The following is a 20,880-nucleotide window of genomic DNA, read 5'->3' on the forward strand; positions in this document are numbered from 1 at the left end:
TGACGGTTTTTTGTTGATTTTGTAATTTTAGATGTTGTATTTTCACTTTGATTGTCCCTCTGAGCGAAGTCGAAGAGCGTGCCAATTGGAACGTGGGCTTCGACTTCGCTCAGCCTGGCAGCACAAAACCTTAAATAAAATATATTAATTTAAAAGCTTAAAACCCTTCAAAAACGCCTAACCCAAACAAAGCAAAATCATACTTTACAGGATCTGCAGCGTCCATTTCACGAAGTTTTGTATCTAATTCTAATAAAGCTTTTGCGTCGTTTTGCTTTCGCGAAAGAATTCCTAGTTTGCGGGCAACATTTCCTGAATGCACGTCTAACGGACAAGATAATACGGATGGAGAAATAGTTTTCCAGATTCCTAAATCGACGCCTTTTGTATCTTGGCGAACCATCCAGCGTAAATACATATTGATGCGTTTTGCAGCAGAATTATTCAACGGATCTGAAATATGTTTTTGGGTTCGTGGTAAATGATCTATTTCGAAAAATATCTTTTTGAATTCGCTTATGCTTTTTTGCAGACTGTCTTTTTCCTGATTTTTAGCAAAAACCGCTTCGAGTCCGTTGTGGTTTTTGTAAATGTGCTGTAAACCTTTAATGAATCCGCCGAAATCTTTTCCGTTGAAGGTGCGGTGAACGAAGGCTTCTAAATCAGCCAAGTTATCTTCAGAATGAGACATGACGAAATCGTAAGGTGTATTTCCCATTAATTCCATCATTTTATGCGAATTCCTGATAATCATTTTACGATTTCCCCAAGCGATTGATGCGCTTAAGAATCCGGCAATTTCAATATCTTCTTTTTGAGTAAAGAGATGTGGAATCTGCACGGGATCACTTTCGATAAAATCCTGATTGTTATATTGAATAACTTTTTCGTCGAGAAATTCTTTGAGTTCTTTCTGATTCATTTGAAATGAAATGTTCTTGTTTATTCGAGTGCCTTAGCCCTGATGGCCCCGAAGTTTTTTTGGAAATAGCTCCTAATTGCTAATTTGACCGTCGACCATAATTAATTTTCTGTCGGCCATATTGGCTAATTCTTCATTGTGGGTTACGATTACAAAAGTCTGTCCGAATTCGTCACGAAGCTGGAAAAACAATTGATGTAAATTTTCGGCAGAATGTGTATCAAGATTTCCAGACGGTTCATCGGCAAAAATCACATCAGGTTTGTTGATTAAGGCCCTTGCAACGGCAACGCGCTGCTGCTCTCCGCCCGAAAGCTCATTTGGTTTGTGATGAATTCTGTGAGATAAACCTAAATAGTCCAGGATTTTTTTAGCTTCTTTTTCAGTTTCAGCTTTTGGTTTGTTGGCCATAAAAGCAGGAATACAAACGTTTTCTAAAGCTGTAAATTCGGGTAATAACTGATGAAACTGAAAAATGAACCCAAGGTTTAAATTTCTGAAATCAGATAATATTTTGTCCTGCTTGCTTTTCTTCTTAAAATAGCTGTTATAGTAAACAAACACCAAAAATATTGGTAAAAATAAAACTCCGGTTATTACTAATCTTAACGTGTCATCGAAAATTTTCGTTCTGAAAAATAACAAATAAACAACCAGAATTACAGCGTAAATTAAACCTGACCAAGTTATAATTTTAAATGCTTTTTCCTGTTTTGAATTGTCAGTTTCAATATCCTGCAGTTTCAAAATGTTTTTGCCATTAATGGTTAATGATGAATCTGAGTTTCTTTCTGGTACATCTAAGGTTCCCAGAATTTGCAGTAAAGTTGTTTTTCCGGCACCGGAAGCTCCAACAATCGAAACAATTTCGCCTTTTTTAATATGTAAATCAACTCCCTTTAAAACTTCAAGTTTATCGTAGAATTTATGTATGTTTTTTGCGTGTATCATTTATTGAAACTGTTTTTACAAAGAAACGAAGATTATGGTTAGAATCAAATTTCAATATCTTAAATTCCAAATTCCAATTCTTTGCCTCGTTGATATTCATAATAAGAAATAATCTAAAATCTGCAATCTACAATCTACAATTTAAAAATCGGCTCGTTTCTTGATATGGGAATTTTGAAATTAAATTTAATATTGGAATAAAATGAGTTTCATAAATTATTTTTAATTTCGGATAAACTCAAATCAAACTTAAAATGCAGGAATTAAATGTTGTAGAAGATAACAGAATGTCAAAATTAATAATTGGTTTAATTTTGGACGGAATTGGTATGCTGACTTATTCTGTTTTTGGATTTGCTGAATTTGGAGATATAATCTGGGCTCCAATTGCGGCTTTTATAATGACCCGAATGTATAAAGGAAGGGTTGGAAAAGTTGCGGGTGTTTTGACATTTCTGGAAGAAATAATTCCGTTTACAGATGTAATTCCATCTTTTACACTTACGTGGATTTATACTTATTTCTTTTCGGGAGAGAGAATGAAAGTTTAGTCTTTGAATAAAAAACCTAATCCCATGTTTTTGAGCATTTTCTTTTCGAAGTTCCAAAAGAATTTAAACTGCCCAAACACGGTTCCTATTGCAACTAATAGAACCTGATAAATAGGGAAAATTATTAGCAGGCGAATTAAGGTAAACCAGCCTCCAAAATCTTCTTTGGTGATTCCCAGCCAAACGCAAAATGGTTTAGACAGCCAGGCAGAAGCCGATCCTGTAATGGCAAAAACGGTAAGTATTATAATGGCTTGTAGATTTGAGGAGATTCCCCAGCGTTCTTTTAATTTATTCATTGCTATTTGTAATGATTACAAATATAGTAATTATCTTGAAGGAACATACCCCCAAAGTTTTTGTTTGTAAGTATTTTGAAAATAAATCATGTAATTGTAAATTAAGTAGTTTACTTCGTAGCCGTAGTGAATGTCTGGTCGATAATTAATCGACATTTCGTATAAATTTGGATTATAGCGCTGAGGCTGTAATACGCGGCTGTTCCACTCTGTTACATACAAGTTATTTTTGTTTTCAAGATATTCTAATGAATGATAATTTCTGGGATATGCCCTTGATGCCAGCCAGCTGCTAAAACCATTATCGATAATTATTACTTCATATTCCAAAGAATCATTTGCAATTCTAACGGTATCGCTTAATTTTTTGTTTGAAGTATTATTATCTGTACTGGCAATCTTTTGCGAAGCTGTAGAGCAAGCTATTATTGTTAATAATAAAATCAATATGGAAATGCACTTTTTCATAACATTTACTTTTGAGAACTAAAGTTACGAATTTTTTTTGAAGTTGTTAAGATGCTAAGGTTCTAAACTGCTAAGATTAGGAAGTGCAGAGTTTTTAATTGTTTTAGAAATAAAAAAAGCCGTTTATATAATAAACAGCTTTTAATATTTTATTGCTTAGAATCTTAGCGGCTTGGAACCTTAGCATCTTACTTGCTTCCAAACAATTTTCCAAATAGTCCGGCGATGCCTCCTTTGCTTTTGGTAACTGCGAGTGCATCTGCAACGTCGACTTTTCCGTCGTTGTTTTGGTCAAGTCCGAATTGTGTTCCGTATTTTGAAATGGTATCCATGATTCCTGATGCTTGTCCGCTGTTTCCTGAAATCGAATTGATAATGTCCGAAATCTGAAAACTGCTGTCATTAGGATCTTTTGCTTTATTTACTAATGAGCCTAAAATCTGCGGAATTAAGTTTGAAGCTACTCCAGATGAATCGGCACTGCTTAAACCAAATTTTTCGCCTAGGTTTCCTGACAATTGCTGTGTGATTTGCTGTACAACAGGGTTCGAGCTGTCTATAGGAGAATTTCCGTTGAATAAACCGGCTAGTTGTTCACCACCGCCTTCAGAAGCAATTTTTTTTAATCCTTCAAAAATAGAAGAACTGGTTTCGCTTATTACGGCTTCATTGTGTTCGTTTGGGACAGCGCTATTGTTAACAACAGCATCGCCTCCATATTGCTGTACTAATTGGGTTAATTGTTCAAACATAATATTTAAGAGTTTAAATTACACACCAAAACTAATAAAAAAGAAAGGGATTTACTACAAATATATAGTAAATCCCTTTAAAGATAATCTATTTTTTGATTACTAGCTTAACAAAGTAATAATTTGTGATGCTAATTCAGTACCAATTCTGTCTTGTGCTTCTCCGGTTGCAGCTCCAATGTGAGGCGTCAATGAGATTTTTGAGTGCATTAAGATAGCCATTTCTGGTTTTGGTTCGCTTTCGAAAACGTCTAAACCAGCAAAAGCAACTTTACCTGAATCTAAAGCTTTTACTAAAGCTACTTCATCAATAACACCACCACGAGCACAGTTTACGATTCCAACACCATCTTTCATGATTTCAAGTTCTTTCTCTCCAATGATATAACCATCTTGAGCAGGAACGTGTAATGTAATGAAATCTGCTTCTTTAAATAAAGATTCTAAAGATTGAGAAACGATTTTAGTTGTGATTGACTGACCGTCAAAAAACTCAACTTTTACGTCTACTTCAGGAATAAAGCTATCAGCAGCGATAACTTTCATTCCTAAACCAAGAGCCATTTTTGCAGTAGCTTGTCCGATACGGCCAATACCAACAATACCTAAAGTTTTTCCTCTTAATTCAACTCCGTTTGCATATGCTTTTTTCAAACCGTCAAAGTTTGAATCTCCCTCAAGAGGCATATTTCTGTTTGAGTCATGTAAGAAACGAACACCAGAAAATAAGTGCCCAAATACCAACTCGGCAACAGATTCTGATGATGAAGCTGGAGTATTAATTACATGAATTCCTTTGCTTTTAGCATAATCCACATCGATATTGTCCATACCAACACCACCACGGCCGATGATTTTGATACCAGGACAAGCGTCGATAATATCTTTACGAACTTTAGTTGCGCTGCGTACTAAAATTACGTCTACATTATTTTCATTAATAAAGTTAGCTACTTGTTCCTGAGCTACTTTTGTAGTTATAACTTCAAATCCGCCTTTTTCTAAGGCTAGAATTCCACTTTTAGAAATTCCGTCATTTGCTAATACTTTCATTTTGGGTATGTTGTTTATTTGGTTAATCGGTTTAACTGTTTAATCGTTTATACGTTTATTTGTTTAATCGATGAACCAATCTATTATTTTTCTTTTATGATATTTTTCTAAAGGAAACATTTTACGTTTAAACAGTTAATCAAATTAACAATTAAACGTATAAACGATTAAACTTTAGACTCAAGTGCTTTCATCACATCAACTAAAACCTGTACACTTTCGATAGGCATAGCGTTGTAAATAGAAGCTCTGTAACCACCCACAGAACGGTGTCCTGGTAATCCAGAAATGTTTGCTGCTTTCCATAAAGCATCAAAAGTTTCTGTATGATCCGGGTTGTTTAGTAAGAAAGTTACGTTCATTTTAGAGCGGTCTTCTACTGCAGCAGCACCTTTAAATAATGGGTTTCTGTCGATTTCAGCATAAAGTAAATCTGCTTTTGCGTTGTTTAATTTTTCAACAGCAGCGATTCCGCCTTTTTCTTTAATCCATTGTAAAGTTAATAATGAAACATAAACTGAAAAAACAGGAGGAGTATTGTACATACTTTCTGCTTTGATATGTTTAGCATAATCTAACATACTAGGAATTGTTCTTCCGTTTTTACCTAAAATTTCTTCTTTAACTACAACAAGAGTAGTTCCTGCAGGTCCCATATTTTTTTGAGCTCCGGCATAGATTAAATCAAATTTAGAGAAATCTAATTCACGAGAAAAAATATCAGAACTCATGTCGCAGACAACAGGAATGTTTGTTGCCGGAAAATCTTTCATTTGAGTTCCAAAGATGGTATTGTTACTTGTACAGTGAAAATAATCAGCATCACTTGGTATTTCGTAACCTTTTGGAATATGTGTATAATTATCATCTTTTGAAGAGCCTACGATAATAGTTTCTCCAAAAAGTTTAGCTTCTTTAATAGCCGCAGTTGCCCACGTTCCTGAATCAAGATAAGCTGCTTTTCCGTTTTCTTTCATTAAGTTATATGGAGCCATCAAGAATGCAGTACTTGCACCGCCTTGTAAAAACAAAGCCTGATATCCTTTTCCCTGAAGTCCTAATAATTCTAAAGCCAGCGAACGAGCTTCATCCATAACAGCAACAAAATCTTTGCTTCGGTGCGAGATTTCAAGAATAGATAATCCTGAATCATTAAAATTTAAAATTGCTTTTGATGCCTTCTCAAAAACTTCCTGAGGTAAAATACTTGGTCCTGCGCTGTAGTTGTGTTTTTTCATGGTTTTTGTTAATAGTCGAAATTTTAAAGATGCAAATTTCGGCAATAGGAGCTGAAAAAGCGATAAATAATTCGAAATAATTAAACATTTTTTTACTTTGTTGTTAACAAAAACGTTATAGTATCAACGTTATCTGCATAATCCCATAATTGAGGATTTTGTGTTTGACCAAATGCAACACTATTTTTGATCAAATTGTTGCTTACAATACATTGAATTTGTTCTGCATCGGCTTCAAGGCGAGATTTTAAATCCTCGGGATTTTCATAATATTCAAAGAAAACGCTCGAAATAGGCGAGGCGTAGCTTGAATCTTCTTTTAAAGTTAAAAAACCGTTATCCAATAATTTAAAATTACTCATTAAAAAAACCGCTTTATTGTAATCGTAATTATTGGCGTATTTCTCGTAATGAATAACGTCCTGATATTTAAAAACGGCTTGAAAAAAAGCGTCAAATGAATAGCCGCTTGGAACAAAAAGTTTAGATACATTTCGGCATCCTAAACCAAAATATCTAAAAATATCTTCGCCAAGAGCTTCTAATTCTTCGTGAGTTTCTTTTCCGTTTAAAACTGCTGCCGAATTTCTGTTTTTGCGGATGATGGAAGGTTTATCTTTGAAATAATACTCAAAATAACGGGCTGTATTGTTGCTTCCTGTGGCAATTACGATATCAAAATTTTCCAGTTTACCATCCACGAAAGTGATTTTATCTTTTAAACTTTCATCAACAGCAATTAAATACTTGGCTAAAAACGGCAGTAAATGCTGATCGTTTGAGGATGTTTTTACTAAAGCTTTATTTCCGGTGATTAAAACTGATAAAAAATCATGAAAACCAACAAGTGGAATATTTCCTGCTAAAATCAAAGCAACTGTTTTTTCTTTTTTATCATTCTGAGCGAAGTCAGATGAATATTGAGAAATCCATTTGCTGATGTTTTCTTCTGTTAAAGCATCTGCCCAGGATTTTATTGCAAAATATACTTGTTCCGGTGTGTACCATCCATTATGAGATTGTGATAAATGGATTAGTTTTTCGAAATCATCAAAAAAGATATCATTATATAAAACGTCAGATTTTTGCATAGACTGCTCTTCAGAAAACTGACTTAGAAATTTTCCTAATTCAACAAAAACACTTTTTTTTGTTTCTAATGTCATAATGTTTGTTTATGAATTGTTTTGATTGTAATTTTGCACAAAAATAAGCATAATTAAGTCGAAAGTCTTAAAGTCAAAAGAGAGAAATGTCTCTTTCGTACTTTTTTTAACTTTAAGACTTTAGATTTTTAACTTTAAGACAAATAAAAAGATGGCAATTATTATAACTGACGAATGCATAAACTGTGGGGCCTGTGAACCAGAGTGCCCAAATACAGCAATATATGAAGGAGCAGATGATTGGAGATATAAAGACGGAACAAACCTAAAAGGAACTGTAATTTTACCTGATGGAACTGAAGTTGACGCTGATGACGCTCAGACTCCAATTTCTGACGAAATCTATTATATTGTTCCAGGAAAATGTACAGAGTGTAAAGGTTTTCATGATGAACCACAATGTGCTGCTGTTTGTCCTGTTGATTGCTGTGTGCCGGATGATAATCATGTAGAAGATGAAGAAACCTTGTTGAACAGACAGGCGTTTTTACATGGAGAATAATTTCTTTAAAAGTATATTTATATTGAAAAACCTGAGCACTTGCTTAGGTTTTTTTTGCCCTGATATCAGGTATTTGTAAAAGTTAGTTTATTGATAACGAATGTTTTATTTTTCAGGGTGTTGCTTTAATGTTAAAAAAACAATACTTTAGTTGAAAATTTAACAAGCTTATGAGGAAAAGTATACTTTTATTTTTTGTTTTATTTAGTGTTTGTGTTTTCTCACAAAATCAAGAATATTCTATTTTTGTGCGAGATATAGAAACGTTACTGCCTATTGAAAATGCTACTGTTGTAATAATGAAAACCAAACAGATTTTATTAAGCAATGAAGAAGGTAAGGTAACTTTTATGCTTACGGGCGGTTCTAATGTTCAGGTTTCTCAAACTGATTATGAGGATGCAACGGTACGCTGGACATCATTAAATGGAGATCAAAAATTTGTTATTTATTTAAAGAGTAAAAACAATAAACTGGACGAAGTAGTTTTGTCTAGAGAGGATCCGGAAAAAATACTGCAGAAATTAGTTTCAAATTCTACGAAAAAAATCAGCATTTCGCATAGACAAAAAGTATATGTAAGGGAGTTTTTTATGCTCAATAATCAGTATTCTTATTACAATGACGGATTAGTTAATTTTCAGTTCGATAAAAATAATAATGCAACTACTTTGCTTGTTGAACAAAACAGGTCATACGGATTATTAGAAACTGATATAAGTGCTGATTTGAGAGGATATGATTTGAATAATATCATGAAAAATTATTCTGATTTTAAATATTTTGATCCGTTATTGGATTCAAAAGCAAAAAAAGAATATGATTTTGTTATTAGAGGCCACGCTAAAAATAAAGATTATTATGTAATGTATATTACACCTCTCGATAAAGCGAAGGAAGCTGTAGATAATTTTGAGATAGTTTATGATCCTGTAAAAAAACTTATTATGGGTTTTACAATAGATATTACTCCTCAAAATCTTGATAAAATTGAAGAGAAAACAACGGTAAACTCAAAAAATATTACAAAGTCTTCTGTAAGAGTAGATTATAGATTTGACGGACAAGATTATTATCTGCTGAATTCAAATGAAGAAATTGCCTATAACCTTATATTAAAAGATCAGGTAAAGAAAATTCAGGTGAGAAATAGTTTTGTAACTACGAATTTTAACAGACAGAATTTTACTTATAATGAAAGTGATGTTTTTAAAGAGAAATCATTGTTTAATAAAAAAAACAAAATCTTGACAAATTATTGGGATATTTCCGGCTTTGTTGCCACTGATGAAGAAAAGGCAATCATTGCATCTTTGGATTATAAATTATGAGTTATAAGTTATGAAGTTGTTAAACAATTATATAGCAAAAATCCTGAACAAATAAGTTCAGGATTTTTTGTTCTGTATAATTGAAATATTGTCAGGTTGAGCGAAGTCCAAGCCCTTTTTGTTGTTGTATAACTTTCGTTAAAACCAGAATGTGTCCTTCGACTTCGCTCAGGATGACATATCTAGTCAGGATAAGTTGGGTTAGAAATTAAATCCAAGTCTGGCATAGTAATAAGCTCCGCTGAAACCCATTTGTACAGCATCCCAATATCCACCGGCTTCTGTATTTCCTTGTTCGTCTTGTTTCGTTGGATAAACATTAAACAAGTTATTGCTTCCAAGGCTTAATTTTAAGCTTTTAGTAACTTGGTATCCTATAGTTAAATCGGTAACTAATCTTGGGTTGTAAACGTCATCTTCATCAGCATAATCAACTAAAACCACTTTGCTGAAACGAGTAAAAGCTAAACCAGCGTCGAATTTACTTTTGGAATAAGTTAAGTTTAAACCAAATTTGCTGTCAGGTGCAGAAGCTAGTAAAAAGGCTTTTTCACGTTTTCCAAAGAAAGTAGCTTCATCTAAATTGCCATTTTTAACCTTGTCAATTTTCATATCGTTGATATTTCCAACCAAAGTTGCTCCGAAATTTCCAAAATCATATGCTTTTTTCCAGGATAAAACTAAATCCAGACCATGTGTACTTGTGTCAACTCCGTTAGCAAAAAACTGTGCTTCAGAAACACCAAGATTTAAAGAACTTGCATCAAAATATCCGGTAAGAACAATACGGTCTTTTACTTTAATATAATAACCGTCAACCGTTGCAGTGAAATCTCCAAAAGAAGCTGTAAAACCTAAAGAGGCATTTACGGCCTTTTCTTCGTTTAATTTACCAATTCCAAAAGCTCTGGTAATCTCACTGTCGTTTGGTGCGAGTAAAACTTCGGTTGCACCGCTTGCATTAAAGTTTGTAAAACGTAAATTATAATAAATTTGAGCCAATGATGGTGCACGGAAGCCTGTACTCACAGAACCTCTTAAATTAAAGTGATCGCCAAGTTTTAATCTTGAAGCTAATTTTCCGTTTACAGTACTTCCAAAATCGCTGTAATTTTCAAAACGAACGGCTGCGTTTACCATAAAAGAATTAGTTACATCTAACTCACCATCAGCATATAGAGAGAAGTTGGTACGGCTTTCGTTAACTTCGTTTGCCGGGCTGTAACCTGGGAAACCTTGCGAACTTCCCGGTCTGGGATTTCCAGAAACAGGATCGATAGGCGCGCTTTGAGTTGTTGGATCAGTAATTGGCTGTCCGTTTGTGTCGTAGGTTGTGTAAGAACCTTCTTCTCCTGCAAAAATTTCGAATTTCTCTACTCTAAATTCAGTTCCAAAAGCAATATTAAAACCATTAAGAACGCTGTCGTAGTTTTTAGAAATATCAAAATTTGTTGTGTTTTGAAGCAAACTGTGTCCTCCGGCATCAAACTCATGCGGCGATTTTTCTTCAAGCGAAGCATTTATAGTTCCTTTAATATCATACTGGAATTTATTTTTTCCGAAAGTATTGCTTAAATCAAATTTCCATCCTCCCGAAGAAAGGGTTTTAATTCCGGCAGCAACTGAATTATCATTAATTTTTGATGTAATTCTAGGTGTATAACCACCCGGATAAACTGATTCAACTACTCTTTCACCATCATTTCGGGTAAAAGCATATGCATCTGTATCTCTAAAATTACTGCCTCCAAAAGCATAAAATTCTGTTTTATCATCAATTGGAATAGATAAATTGGCAAATAAATTTACGCCGTGCATACTGGCATCTCCAAAACCTTTTCTAAAATCATAAGCAGGTCTTAGAGTTTTGTTTTTATTTAAAAACTCACCCGTAAAGTTTATATAGCCGCCTTTAGTCCCTAATGCCACACCATAATTAGCAGCAACTCTTACAGAACCTCCGTCAAAATCCTGATCCTTTCCATATGAATTTCCATTTCCGTCCTGATCTAATCTGTATCCTTTAGTATTTGGTGTTCCCGGAAGAAAATCTCCTTTTGCATGCGTATTAAAAACACCATAAGTTACAGACCCTGTAAGTTCGTTTACATTATCATTTGTAATAATATTGATAACTCCGGCAATGGCATCAGAACCGTATTGCGCCGACGCACCGTCGCGCAAAATCTCAATTCTTTTAATAGAAGCCGCCGGAATCGCATTTAAGTCAGTTCCTGTATTTCCACGTCCTCTTGTTCCAAATAAATTGATTAAAGACGATTGATGTCTTCTTTTTCCGTTAATTAAAACCAAAGTCTGGTCTGGTCCCATCCCTCTTAAAGAAGCCGGATCTACGTGGTCTGCACCATCAGAACCCGATTGTTTATTAGCGTTAAAAGATGGGGCAACATATTGCAATAACTGATTGATTTCAATTTTACCACTTTGCGTTGTAACATCTTTTACATTAATAACATCAATAGGAACGGCAGAGTTTACAACGGTTCTTTTAGTACTTCTGGAACCTGTAACAACTACATCACTTAAAACCTGCCCGCCGCTTTCGTCTAAATAAACATCCACTTTGTCTCCCGAAGCTGATTTTTCGACTGTTGCAAAGCCTACATAACTAAAAATCAATGTTGCGCCTTCTTTAACTTTGATTTTATAACCACCTTCAAAATCGGTAGAAACGCCATTCGAAGTCCCTTTTTCTACAACATTAACACCCGGAAGCGGTGTACCGGTTTTATCCTTAACGACACCCGAGACTTCTTTTTGAGCAAAAAGAAACGCTGAATTCAGCAGTAATAAAAATAATGCAATCTTTTTCATGGTTGTTGGTTTTTTGTTTGGTTTTTTGTTGATTACTTTTATAAAAGTAATATTTTTTAACAAAAACTTAATAATAAGTTTAAAAATTTTTAAGAATTACCCTAAAATTATATTAATGCACATTTTTACTTCGCTCACGAGGTATTAAATCTTATATTTGCAAAATTTTAAAGCCAAAAAATATCATTTTGGCAGAAACAAAAAGAAACACGTAAATCATAATCCATTAAAATAGAGAGTTAATGGGGACTTTGATAAGTTCAAAGTCCAAATAAAATAAATAGAAACAACAGATGAAAGCAGGAATTGTAGGATTACCAAATGTTGGAAAATCAACATTATTTAATTGTTTATCTAATGCAAAAGCGCAGAGTGCAAACTTTCCGTTTTGTACAATCGAACCTAATATTGGTGTTGTAAACGTTCCGGATCCGAGAATCAACAAATTAGAAGAATTAGTAAAACCAGAGCGTGTACAAATGGCAACTGTAGATATCGTAGATATTGCAGGTTTGGTAAAAGGAGCAAGTAAAGGTGAAGGTCTTGGAAACCAGTTTTTAGGAAACATTAGAGAATGTAATGCTATTATTCACGTTTTGCGTTGTTTTGATAATGATAATATTGTTCACGTTGATGGAAATGTAAATCCAATTCGTGATAAAGAAACGATTGATATTGAGTTACAGTTAAAAGACTTAGAAACAATCGAAAAACGTTTAGAAAAAGTAAAACGTGCTGCTAAAACAGGCAATAAAGAAGCTCAGGCTGAAGAAGCGTTACTTAATAGAATTAGAGAAGCGTTATTGCAGGCAAAATCTGCGAGAACGATCATTCCTCAAAATAGTGACGAAGAGGTTTTAATGGAAGGTTTTCAATTAATTACTGCAAAACCGGTTTTATATGTTTGTAATGTTGATGAAAGTTCTGCAGTAAACGGAAACAAATATGTTGACCAGGTTCGTGAATTAGTAAAAGATGAAGAAGCTGAAGTTATTGTACTTTCAGTAGGTGCTGAGGCTGATATTACGGAGTTAGAAAGCTACGAAGAGCGTCAGGTTTTTTTAGAAGACATGGGATTGCAAGAGCCGGGAGCATCAGTTTTAATTCGTGCAGCTTATAAATTATTAAAACAGCAGACTTATTTTACAGCTGGTGTAAAAGAAGTTCGTGCCTGGACAATCAATATTGGAGCAACTGCGCCGCAAGCAGCAGGAGTTATCCATACTGATTTTGAAAAAGGTTTTATTCGTGCCGAAGTTATTTCATACGATGATTACGTTCAATACGGTTCTGAATCAAAAGCAAAAGAAGCTGGAAAATTTAAAGTTGAAGGAAAAGAATATGTTGTAAAAGATGGTGATGTAATGCATTTCCGTTTTAACGTTTAATTTTTTTTAGAGAATAGAAGAAAGATTATAGAGAATATACTAAAACTGCTGGAGGAATTCAGCAGTTTTTTTGTTATAAAATGAATAACCACAAAGTTTGTCATCCTGAGGAACGAAGGATCATAAACGAAACTCTACAAAGATTAACGACTTAGATTGCGGAAATTCTAGTGTGATCCTTCGTTCCTCAGGATGACAAAAATGAGAATAAAAAAATCCGTTTAAATCCGCGCTTTCGCGAAAGCGAATCCGTAAAATCCACGTGTCATTTCGCAAGCAAATTTACAGTTTGAAAATTTTTGGCTCAAAAATTGGTTACAGAAAAATAACCAATCACTAATCTAAAATAAGCCAATAAAAATGCTAAAAAAAACTTTCAGAATACTAAAATGGACGCTTTTCGGAATCTTTAGTTTTCTTGTCCTTTATGTACTATCAGTTTATCTGATTTCTAAAATTACCGTTAATTCTGATGTTGCTCAGGTCGAAGAGCAAAATGCAGTTCCCATTTATATTCTCTCAAACGGCGTTCATACTGATATTGTAGTTCCTGTAAAAAACGAAATTAAAGACTGGCGAAACGAAATTCAGTTTAACCAAACACAATCAAAAGATTCTTTAATGAATTTTATTGCTTTTGGCTGGGGTGACAAAGGATTTTATCTTGATACACCAGAGTGGTCAGATTTAAAAGTAAGTACAGCCTGCAAAGCCGCATTCGGAATCAGTTCATCGGCAATGCATACTACATTTTTTAAACAATTGAGAGAAGGGGAGGACTGCAAACGTATTTTGATTTCAAAAGAAAATTATCAAAGTCTGGTTAATTATATTTCAGATAGTTTCAGCGATCCAATTCACCCGGAATGGATAGAAGGTCACAGTTACGGAAAGAAAGATGCTTTTTATGAAGCAAAAGGAAGTTACAGCCTTTTTTATACCTGCAATACCTGGGCAAACAATGCCTTAAAAGCAGCAAACCAAAAAGCAAGTTTATGGACTGTTTATGATAAAGGGATTTTTTGTCATTATAAATAAAGTATGAACGTATAGTCCCTCCGGGCAATGTCATTAAGTTAAGCTTTTAGAAAATAAAATTACTGCAAATCAAATCCGTGTTTATCAGCGTTTTTACGAAGTAAATCTGTTTTATCCGCGTCACAATTAGACGCTGATTTTACTGATTCGCTAAAGCGAAAACGCTGATAAAAACTGATTTTTCTAATTACTTTCTTAATTAAACTGTTAAGTAATTTTATAGATTTCCTCTTAACTTAATGACATTGGGTTACGGGACAATTGCTGTATGTCAGTTTTTTTTGGTTACCGATATTAAATCTCTACGGAATTATTCTGTTAGTAATAAATAGGTATTTATGCACCACAGGAAATTCCGTTAGGAATTAAATATTGTCAGCCAATGTTTTTTATACACACGTAAAATATTTCGCATTGGTATATGGAAAAAATGTAAAATTCGATTAAAAAGCAAGAATCCAAAATTTTTCATTATTGCGTAAATTTGAGAGTATCAAAAACTCAGGAGATGAAAAATCAAAATATCATTTCGAAATCATGGTATTTGCTAAAAAATACATTTACGGAATTTAATGATGATAATGCCATCAAATTAAGTGCTGCATTATCCTATTATACCATTTTTGCATTACCTCCGTTATTAATTATCATTATTACAATTTGCGGATTCTTTTTTGGAGAAGAAGCTGTAACCGGACAATTGTACGGACAAATAAACAGATTGGTTGGAAATAATGCAGCCGTGCAGATTCAGGAAGCTATAAAAAATGTACAATTATCTGATAGTAATGTTTTTGTAACTGTTTTTGGTGTTATTATGCTTTTAATTGGGGCTTCGGGAGTTTTTGCAGAAATTCAGAGTTCTATAAATTATATATGGGGATTGCGTGCAAAACCAAATAAGGGTTTAAAAAAGTTTATTCAAAATAGAATAATGTCATTTTCAATGATCGTTTCTGTCGGGTTTTTAATGTTGGTCAGTTTAATGCTCAATGCAACACTTGATGTCTTAAATGCGCGCTTAAAATTGTATTTTCCAGACACAACTATATATCTTTTTTACGTGATAAATTTGATTATTGTTTTTTCGAGTATAACATTGCTGTTTGCTATTATATTCCGAACTTTACCAGACGGAATTATAAAATGGAAAGATGCTTTTATTGGATCATCCTGTACCGCAATTTTATTTATGATTGGTAAATTTGCTATTGGAGTTTATTTAGGGAATTCTACCATTGCAAGTATTTATGGGGCCGCAGGCTCAGTAATTATAATATTAGTCTGGGTTTATTATTCGGCCATAATTTTATATTTTGGTGCAGAATTTACTAAAGTTTATGCAAAATCATACGGAGGTCAGATTTCTCCCAATGATTATTCGGTAGAAATAAAAAAGAAGATTTTTGAAATTGAATAGAAATAAATTTGAAACCATATAAGTTATATAAGTTTATTTAAAAATACTTTGTGTTAATCAAAGAGAAACTAAAATTACCTTATATAACTTATATGGTTTCAAAAACAAAAACAAATACCACAATATGAAAATTATAGCCTTTGGAGGAAGTAACAGCCAGCAGTCGATTAATAAGCGTTTAGCAGCTTATGCAGCAAGTTTGTTTGAGAATGCCGAAGTTGAAGTTTTAGACTTAAACGATTATGCCATGCCGTTATTCAGCGTTGATGTTGAGAAAGAAATAGGTCAGCATGAAATCGCAAAAGCTTTTTTAAGTAAAATTGGTGAAGCTGATATTTTGGTCATTTCAATGGCAGAAAATAACGGAAACTATTCTGTTGCTTTCAAAAATGTTTTTGACTGGAGCTCCAGAATTGTAAAAGATATTTTCCAGCATAAACCAATGCTGTTATTGGCAACATCTCCGGGAGGAAGAGGAGGGGCATCAGTTTTAGGAATCGCTCAAAATCTTTTTCCACGTTATGGGGGCGAGATCAAAGGATCTTTTTCGCTGCCGTCTTTTAACACAAATTTTGACTTAGAACAAAATAAAATTTCAAATCCAGAACTAGATCAGGAATTGAAAAATATTATAAAATCAAGCTTTTAATCAATGAAAACAAGAAAGACTGGTTTTATATTCCTTTTGTTGAATATCATTTTTGCCTGTTCAACATTTGCACAGAAATATAATGAGGTTGATAAAATCGTTTTAAAATATCCCAAAAATTTTAGTACGACAGAAAAGTTAGCAGAAAGAATCAATCAGGATTTCAAATCTGATATTGATAAAGCGAGAGCCATTTACAGCTGGATTGCTTTTAATATTAGATATGATTATAATGCTTTTTTGAATCCGCAGAGGACGCAGGGCTTTTCTTATTCGACTGAAGCCGAAAAACAAAGAAAAATCAAAGAACTGAATGATAGATTATACCAAAAAGCTTTTAGTTCTAAAAAAGCGGTCTGCGAAGGTTTTACTGCTTTGTACCAGCATTTGGCAGAATTGTCAGGTTTAAAATGTGAGATAATTAGAGGCGATTCTAAAATTTCAGTAAGAGATATTGGCCGAAAAAACACTTCTTCAAATCATGCATGGAATATTGTTTTAATTGATAGAAAATGGCGTCTAATTGATGTAACCTGGGGACAGGGATATTTTGACAGCAGTAAGGGTCGAATGGTAACTGATTTTTCATCAATTTACTTTGATACAGATCCGGATTATTTCTTCGCTAAACATTTTCCGGATTCAGGTTCTTATTTAGGAGATAAATTAAACAAGGATGATTTTCTTAACGGACCTTTAATTTACAACAAAACAATCGAGAACGATTTTAAAATTAAATCTCCAAATTCGGGAATAATAGAAGCTAAATATGGAGATAAAATAAATGTTGAAATTAAAAATCTGACGAAATCAGATCAGGTTTTTTATTTAAATAAAAGAAATCAGCCTGTTCTTATTAAAAATGCAAAAGAAAAAAGAGGCGGTTTAGAATTTCAAATCCTTTACGACAATAATATTGGTGATTATATTACAATTTTTGTAAACACAAATAGTATTGTTTCTTTTAAAGTTATTCCGAGATAAAGTCAATATTGTTTATCGATTGAGTTTTCTTCTTTTATTGAATTGCCGTATCTTAGCAATTCAGGACTTGAATTAATATGCCATGGAAACAACTTTTTTGAAATCGATCTTAGATAATGATTTCTATAAATTTACAATGCAGCATGCTGTAATAAGGCTTTTTCCAAAGGCAAAGGTTCGATACGGATTTATAAATCGTGGAAAACACGTATTTCCGGATGGTTTTGCAGATTTACTTCGCCGTTCTGTAGATGAACTGGCCGACCTTCGTTTAACCAAAGAAGAAAAAAATTATCTGTCACATTACTGTCCCTATCTTGATCCGACTTATTTAGATTTTCTGCAGGGATACAGCTTCGATCCGTCAGAAGTACAGATTAGTCAGGAAGGCTCGGATATTAAAGTTACTGTTGAAGGTTTTTGGTACCGGACTATTTTATGGGAAGTTCCGCTTATGGCTTTAATTTCGGAGCTTTTTTATAAATCAAACCATTTAATTTGTTTAAATGATGAAGCCATAAAAAGCCTGACGAAAGATAAAATTGATAATTATAATAAATTAGGAGTTTCTATTTTGGAATTTGGTACAAGACGGCGCCATTCTTATGATGTTCATAGTTTAGTAAACGAAACTTTAGGGATTTTTGGCGGACAAAGTTTTATAGGAACCAGCAATGTGCATTTTGCAATGGTCAATAATAAACGTCCGTTAGGTACTCACGCACATGAATGGTTTATGTTTCATGCTGCGCAGTACGGCTTTAAAATGGCCAATTCGATAAGTCTTGAGCATTGGACACAAGTTTATGGAGGCGACCTTGGAATTGCTTTAACAGACACATATACTACAGAAATATTTTTCAATCAGTTTGATAAAAAATACTCCAAACTTTTTGACGGCGTTCGGCATGACAGCGGCGATCCTATTGAGTTTGCAAAAAAGGTAATTTTGCATTATACCAAAATGGGAATTGACCCAAAATCTAAAGTTATTGTTTTTTCAGACTCGCTAAATTTTGATAAAGTAAAAACAATAGCTGATTTCTGCCGGGATAAAATAAAAATGTTGTTCGGAATTGGAACAAATTTCACCAACGATGTTGGACTTCCGGCAATGAATATGGTGATAAAATTAACCGATACAAAACCCGATAATATACATTGGCAGGGTGTAGTTAAACTTTCTGACGAAAAAAACAAAAATACGGGAACGCCCGAAATGATTGCTTTGGCAAAAGAAGTACTCGGAATAAAATAGTATTTTTTTGTTTCATCGCTTCTTTTTTATATTTTTAGTCCTTGTATTATTTTATAATCAATTTAAATAGAATTTAAACCTATTTTATTGATAACTTTAAAATGATACACTTTCATTTTTTGCAGAGAAATGGTACATTAGCCAAAAATCCAATTCACCTTATGCTAGAGCAAAATCAATATACCGAAGATAATATTCGATCACTCGACTGGAAAGAACATATCCGTATGCGTCCCGGGATGTATATCGGAAAATTGGGAGACGGATCTTCGCCGGATGATGGTATTTACATCCTTTTAAAAGAGGTTTTAGATAACTGTATAGATGAGTTCGTAATGGGCTCAGGAAAAACTATTGAGGTAACGATAAAAGATAAAACGGTTTCTGTTCGTGATTACGGACGTGGAATCCCGTTGGGAAAAGTGGTCGATGTAGTTTCGAAAATGAATACGGGTGGAAAATACGATTCTAAAGCTTTCCAGAAATCAGTTGGTTTGAACGGTGTCGGAACAAAAGCGGTAAATGCGCTTTCAAATTATTTCCGTGTTGAATCTGTTCGTGATGATAAACAAAAAGGAGCAGAGTTTTCTGCCGGAAATTTAGTTCTTGAAGAAGATATAATCGAAACCACAAAGAGAAAAGGAACAAAAGTAACTTTTACGCCAGACGAAACGATTTTCAAAAACTATAAATTCCGTTTAGAATACGTTATTAAAATGGTTAAAAACTATTGTTATCTAAACAATGGTTTGACTATTATTTTTAACGGAGAAAAATACTATTCAGAAAATGGACTTCGTGATTTATTAGAAGAAACAATCAGTGAAGAAGATTTAGAATATCCAATTATCCACTTAAAAGAGCATGATATCGAGGTTGCGCTTACGCATAGTAAAACGCAGTACAGTGAAGAATATCACTCTTTTGTGAATGGTCAGAACACAACACAAGGAGGAACGCACTTAGCGGCCTATCGTGAAGCAGTTGTAAAAACGATTCGTGAGTTTTACAATAAGAATTTCGAAGCATCAGATGTTCGTAAATCTATTGTAAGTGCAATTAGTATTAAAGTTATGGAACCCGTTTTTGAGTCTCAGACCAAAACAAAATTAGGTTCTACAGATATGGGTTCTGATGACGGAACGCCAGCGGTTTCTGTTCGTACTTTCGTTAACGATTTTATCAAAACGAAATTAGACAATTACCTGCATAAAAATCCAACAACTGCAGAGGCTTTACTGCGTAAAATTCTTCAAGCCGAACGCGAGCGAAAAGAATTATCAGGAATTAGAAAACTGGCGACAGATCGTGCTAAAAAAGCTAATCTTCACAATAAAAAATTAAGAGACTGCCGTGCGCATCTTCCAGATACCAAAAATCCAAGAAACTTAGAAAGCACGCTTTTTATTACTGAGGGAGATTCGGCTTCCGGATCAATTACAAAGTCGCGTGACGTAAATACACAAGCCGTTTTCAGTTTGCGTGGTAAGCCTTTGAATTCATACGGAATGACTAAAAAAATTGTGTATGAAAACGAAGAGTTCAATTTACTGCAAGCAGCGCTTGATATCGAAGATGGATTAGAAAAATTACGCTACAACAACATCGTAATCGCAACCGATGCCGATGTCGACGGAATGCACATTCGTTTGCTTTTAATAACTTTCTTTTTGCAGTTTTTTCCTGAATTAATCAAAGAAGGACATTTGTATATTTTGCAGACACCACTTTTTAGGGTTCGAAACAAAAAAGAAACGATTTATTGCTATTCTGAAGAAGAAAGAAAAGACGCTATCGAAAAACTAAAACCAAAACCGGAAATCACCCGATTTAAAGGTTTGGGAGAGATTTCGCCAGATGAGTTTAAAAACTTTATTGGAGACACGATCCGCCTTGATCCGGTTATGATGGATAAACATACTTCAATTGAACAGTTATTATCTTTCTACATGGGGAAAAATACACCGGACAGACAGGAGTTTATTATCAAGAATTTGAAGGTTGAAATTGATGAGCTTGAGGAGGTTTAAAAGATAATAAAAAGAATTATAGAAGAATTTTTTAGTAGTTATACT

The 20,880-nt window shown here is 33.7% G+C and carries 18 protein-coding genes and 2 pseudogenes; 10 read left to right on the top strand and 10 right to left on the bottom strand.

Annotation, left to right across the window (positions count from 1 at the left end):
* Positions 1–157 precede the first annotated feature (157 nt).
* From AABD74_RS12500 to AABD74_RS12510, 3 genes and pseudogenes are all read right to left on the bottom strand, one after another.
* The gene (locus AABD74_RS12500) at positions 158–922 is read right to left on the bottom strand and encodes a TIGR02757 family protein (RefSeq protein ID WP_406843079.1); all 765 of its coding nucleotides are present in this window, start codon (positions 920–922) and stop codon (positions 158–160) included.
* Between the two features lie 72 nt (positions 923–994).
* Positions 995–1,444: pseudogene (locus tag AABD74_RS12505) on the bottom strand (ABC transporter ATP-binding protein); the annotation flags it as partial.
* A 216-nt stretch (positions 1,445–1,660) separates the two neighbouring features.
* Positions 1,661–1,873 (bottom strand): annotated as a pseudogene (locus AABD74_RS12510) (ATP-binding cassette domain-containing protein); the annotation flags it as partial.
* Positions 1,874–2,127: 254 nt separating this feature from the next.
* Between AABD74_RS12510 and AABD74_RS12515 the strand changes: the two are divergent.
* The gene (locus AABD74_RS12515; RefSeq protein ID WP_232682793.1) at positions 2,128–2,424 is read left to right on the top strand and encodes a hypothetical protein; all 297 of its coding nucleotides are present in this window, start codon (positions 2,128–2,130) and stop codon (positions 2,422–2,424) included.
* Here the strand turns inward: AABD74_RS12515 and AABD74_RS12520 are convergent.
* The 6 genes from AABD74_RS12520 to AABD74_RS12545 form a co-directional block, all read right to left on the bottom strand.
* Positions 2,421–2,723 carry a DUF6787 family protein gene (locus AABD74_RS12520; RefSeq protein ID WP_406843080.1) on the bottom strand — a complete coding sequence of 101 codons (303 nt, stop codon included), beginning with the start codon at positions 2,721–2,723 and terminating at the stop codon, positions 2,421–2,423. The two genes, AABD74_RS12515 and AABD74_RS12520, sit on opposite strands and share 4 nt — an antisense overlap.
* Before the next feature lie 30 nt (positions 2,724–2,753).
* Complete coding sequence (locus AABD74_RS12525) at positions 2,754–3,191, bottom strand: DUF6146 family protein (RefSeq protein WP_232682795.1); 438 nt, start codon at positions 3,189–3,191, stop codon at positions 2,754–2,756.
* Positions 3,192–3,379: 188 nt separating this feature from the next.
* On the bottom strand, positions 3,380–3,943 hold the full coding sequence (locus AABD74_RS12530) for a DUF937 domain-containing protein (protein ID WP_232682796.1): 564 nt from the start codon (positions 3,941–3,943) through the stop codon (positions 3,380–3,382).
* A gap of 102 nt (positions 3,944–4,045) precedes the next feature.
* Positions 4,046–4,996, bottom strand: coding sequence for a D-2-hydroxyacid dehydrogenase (locus tag AABD74_RS12535; protein ID WP_232682797.1), 951 nt, complete (start codon positions 4,994–4,996; stop codon positions 4,046–4,048).
* Positions 4,997–5,163: 167 nt separating this feature from the next.
* The gene (gene serC, locus AABD74_RS12540) at positions 5,164–6,234 is read right to left on the bottom strand and encodes a 3-phosphoserine/phosphohydroxythreonine transaminase (RefSeq protein ID WP_406843081.1); all 1,071 of its coding nucleotides are present in this window, start codon (positions 6,232–6,234) and stop codon (positions 5,164–5,166) included.
* 92 nt (positions 6,235–6,326) lie between these two features.
* Positions 6,327–7,400, bottom strand: a complete 1,074-nt coding sequence (locus AABD74_RS12545; protein ID WP_406843082.1) for an acyl-CoA reductase — start codon at positions 7,398–7,400, stop codon at positions 6,327–6,329.
* A 151-nt stretch (positions 7,401–7,551) separates the two neighbouring features.
* Here AABD74_RS12545 and AABD74_RS12550 point away from each other — a divergent pair, with 151 nt between their 5' ends.
* Together AABD74_RS12550 and AABD74_RS12555 are read left to right on the top strand one after the other, a co-directional pair.
* Positions 7,552–7,902 carry a 4Fe-4S dicluster domain-containing protein gene (locus tag AABD74_RS12550; protein WP_232682800.1) on the top strand — a complete coding sequence of 117 codons (351 nt, stop codon included), beginning with the start codon at positions 7,552–7,554 and terminating at the stop codon, positions 7,900–7,902.
* 170 nt (positions 7,903–8,072) lie between these two features.
* Entirely contained in the window at positions 8,073–9,233 is a 1,161-nt protein-coding gene (locus AABD74_RS12555; RefSeq protein ID WP_406843083.1) for a hypothetical protein, read from the top strand.
* Between the two features lie 201 nt (positions 9,234–9,434).
* On the opposite strand, the gene AABD74_RS12560 is transcribed toward AABD74_RS12555, so the two are convergent.
* A complete protein-coding gene (locus AABD74_RS12560) occupies positions 9,435–12,068 on the bottom strand; it encodes a TonB-dependent receptor (protein ID WP_232682803.1) in 2,634 nt (877 codons plus the stop codon).
* Positions 12,069–12,361: 293 nt separating this feature from the next.
* On the opposite strand from AABD74_RS12560, the gene ychF reads away from it, so the two are divergent.
* The 7 genes from ychF (at position 12,362) to AABD74_RS12595 (ending at position 20,835) form a co-directional block, all read left to right on the top strand.
* The gene (ychF, locus tag AABD74_RS12565; RefSeq protein ID WP_232682804.1) at positions 12,362–13,456 is read left to right on the top strand and encodes a redox-regulated ATPase YchF; all 1,095 of its coding nucleotides are present in this window, start codon (positions 12,362–12,364) and stop codon (positions 13,454–13,456) included.
* Positions 13,457–13,816: 360 nt separating this feature from the next.
* A complete protein-coding gene (locus AABD74_RS12570) occupies positions 13,817–14,494 on the top strand; it encodes a TIGR02117 family protein (protein WP_232682805.1) in 678 nt (225 codons plus the stop codon).
* Between the two features lie 508 nt (positions 14,495–15,002).
* Positions 15,003–15,914, top strand: a complete 912-nt coding sequence (locus AABD74_RS12575; protein WP_232682806.1) for a YihY/virulence factor BrkB family protein — start codon at positions 15,003–15,005, stop codon at positions 15,912–15,914.
* A 124-nt stretch (positions 15,915–16,038) separates the two neighbouring features.
* Positions 16,039–16,563, top strand: a complete 525-nt coding sequence (locus AABD74_RS12580) for an NADPH-dependent FMN reductase (protein WP_406843084.1) — start codon at positions 16,039–16,041, stop codon at positions 16,561–16,563.
* A gap of 3 nt (positions 16,564–16,566) precedes the next feature.
* Positions 16,567–17,547: a transglutaminase domain-containing protein gene (locus tag AABD74_RS12585; protein WP_406843085.1), complete on the top strand. Its 981-nt coding sequence runs from the start codon at positions 16,567–16,569 to the stop codon at positions 17,545–17,547.
* A gap of 82 nt (positions 17,548–17,629) precedes the next feature.
* Positions 17,630–18,805, top strand: coding sequence for a nicotinate phosphoribosyltransferase (pncB, locus tag AABD74_RS12590; RefSeq protein WP_406843086.1), 1,176 nt, complete (start codon positions 17,630–17,632; stop codon positions 18,803–18,805).
* A gap of 161 nt (positions 18,806–18,966) precedes the next feature.
* Positions 18,967–20,835, top strand: a complete 1,869-nt coding sequence (locus AABD74_RS12595) for a DNA topoisomerase IV subunit B (protein WP_406845640.1) — start codon at positions 18,967–18,969, stop codon at positions 20,833–20,835.
* Positions 20,836–20,880 lie beyond the last annotated feature (45 nt).

Origin of the sequence: Flavobacterium soyae (assembly GCF_045348165.1) — a bacterium.
In the GTDB taxonomy this organism is placed as follows: Bacteria; Bacteroidota; Bacteroidia; order Flavobacteriales; family Flavobacteriaceae; genus Flavobacterium; species Flavobacterium soyae.

Bases quoted from the DNA above. Each gene is read 5' to 3' on its own strand.
- AABD74_RS12500 (WP_406843079.1), bottom strand. From the start codon at position 922: ATGAATCAGAAAGAACTCAAAGAATTTCTCGACGAAAAAGTTATTCAA.
- AABD74_RS12515 (WP_232682793.1), top strand. From the start codon at position 2,128: ATGCAGGAATTAAATGTTGTAGAAGATAACAGAATGTCAAAATTAATA.
- AABD74_RS12520 (WP_406843080.1), bottom strand. From the start codon at position 2,723: ATGAATAAATTAAAAGAACGCTGGGGAATCTCCTCAAATCTACAAGCC.
- AABD74_RS12525 (WP_232682795.1), bottom strand. From the start codon at position 3,191: ATGAAAAAGTGCATTTCCATATTGATTTTATTATTAACAATAATAGCT.
- AABD74_RS12530 (WP_232682796.1), bottom strand. From the start codon at position 3,943: ATGTTTGAACAATTAACCCAATTAGTACAGCAATATGGAGGCGATGCT.
- AABD74_RS12535 (WP_232682797.1), bottom strand. From the start codon at position 4,996: ATGAAAGTATTAGCAAATGACGGAATTTCTAAAAGTGGAATTCTAGCC.
- serC (WP_406843081.1), bottom strand. From the start codon at position 6,234: ATGAAAAAACACAACTACAGCGCAGGACCAAGTATTTTACCTCAGGAA.
- AABD74_RS12545 (WP_406843082.1), bottom strand. From the start codon at position 7,400: ATGACATTAGAAACAAAAAAAAGTGTTTTTGTTGAATTAGGAAAATTT.
- AABD74_RS12550 (WP_232682800.1), top strand. From the start codon at position 7,552: ATGGCAATTATTATAACTGACGAATGCATAAACTGTGGGGCCTGTGAA.
- AABD74_RS12555 (WP_406843083.1), top strand. From the start codon at position 8,073: ATGAGGAAAAGTATACTTTTATTTTTTGTTTTATTTAGTGTTTGTGTT.
- AABD74_RS12560 (WP_232682803.1), bottom strand. From the start codon at position 12,068: ATGAAAAAGATTGCATTATTTTTATTACTGCTGAATTCAGCGTTTCTT.
- ychF (WP_232682804.1), top strand. From the start codon at position 12,362: ATGAAAGCAGGAATTGTAGGATTACCAAATGTTGGAAAATCAACATTA.
- AABD74_RS12570 (WP_232682805.1), top strand. From the start codon at position 13,817: ATGCTAAAAAAAACTTTCAGAATACTAAAATGGACGCTTTTCGGAATC.
- AABD74_RS12575 (WP_232682806.1), top strand. From the start codon at position 15,003: ATGAAAAATCAAAATATCATTTCGAAATCATGGTATTTGCTAAAAAAT.
- AABD74_RS12580 (WP_406843084.1), top strand. From the start codon at position 16,039: ATGAAAATTATAGCCTTTGGAGGAAGTAACAGCCAGCAGTCGATTAAT.
- AABD74_RS12585 (WP_406843085.1), top strand. From the start codon at position 16,567: ATGAAAACAAGAAAGACTGGTTTTATATTCCTTTTGTTGAATATCATT.
- pncB (WP_406843086.1), top strand. From the start codon at position 17,630: ATGGAAACAACTTTTTTGAAATCGATCTTAGATAATGATTTCTATAAA.
- AABD74_RS12595 (WP_406845640.1), top strand. From the start codon at position 18,967: ATGCTAGAGCAAAATCAATATACCGAAGATAATATTCGATCACTCGAC.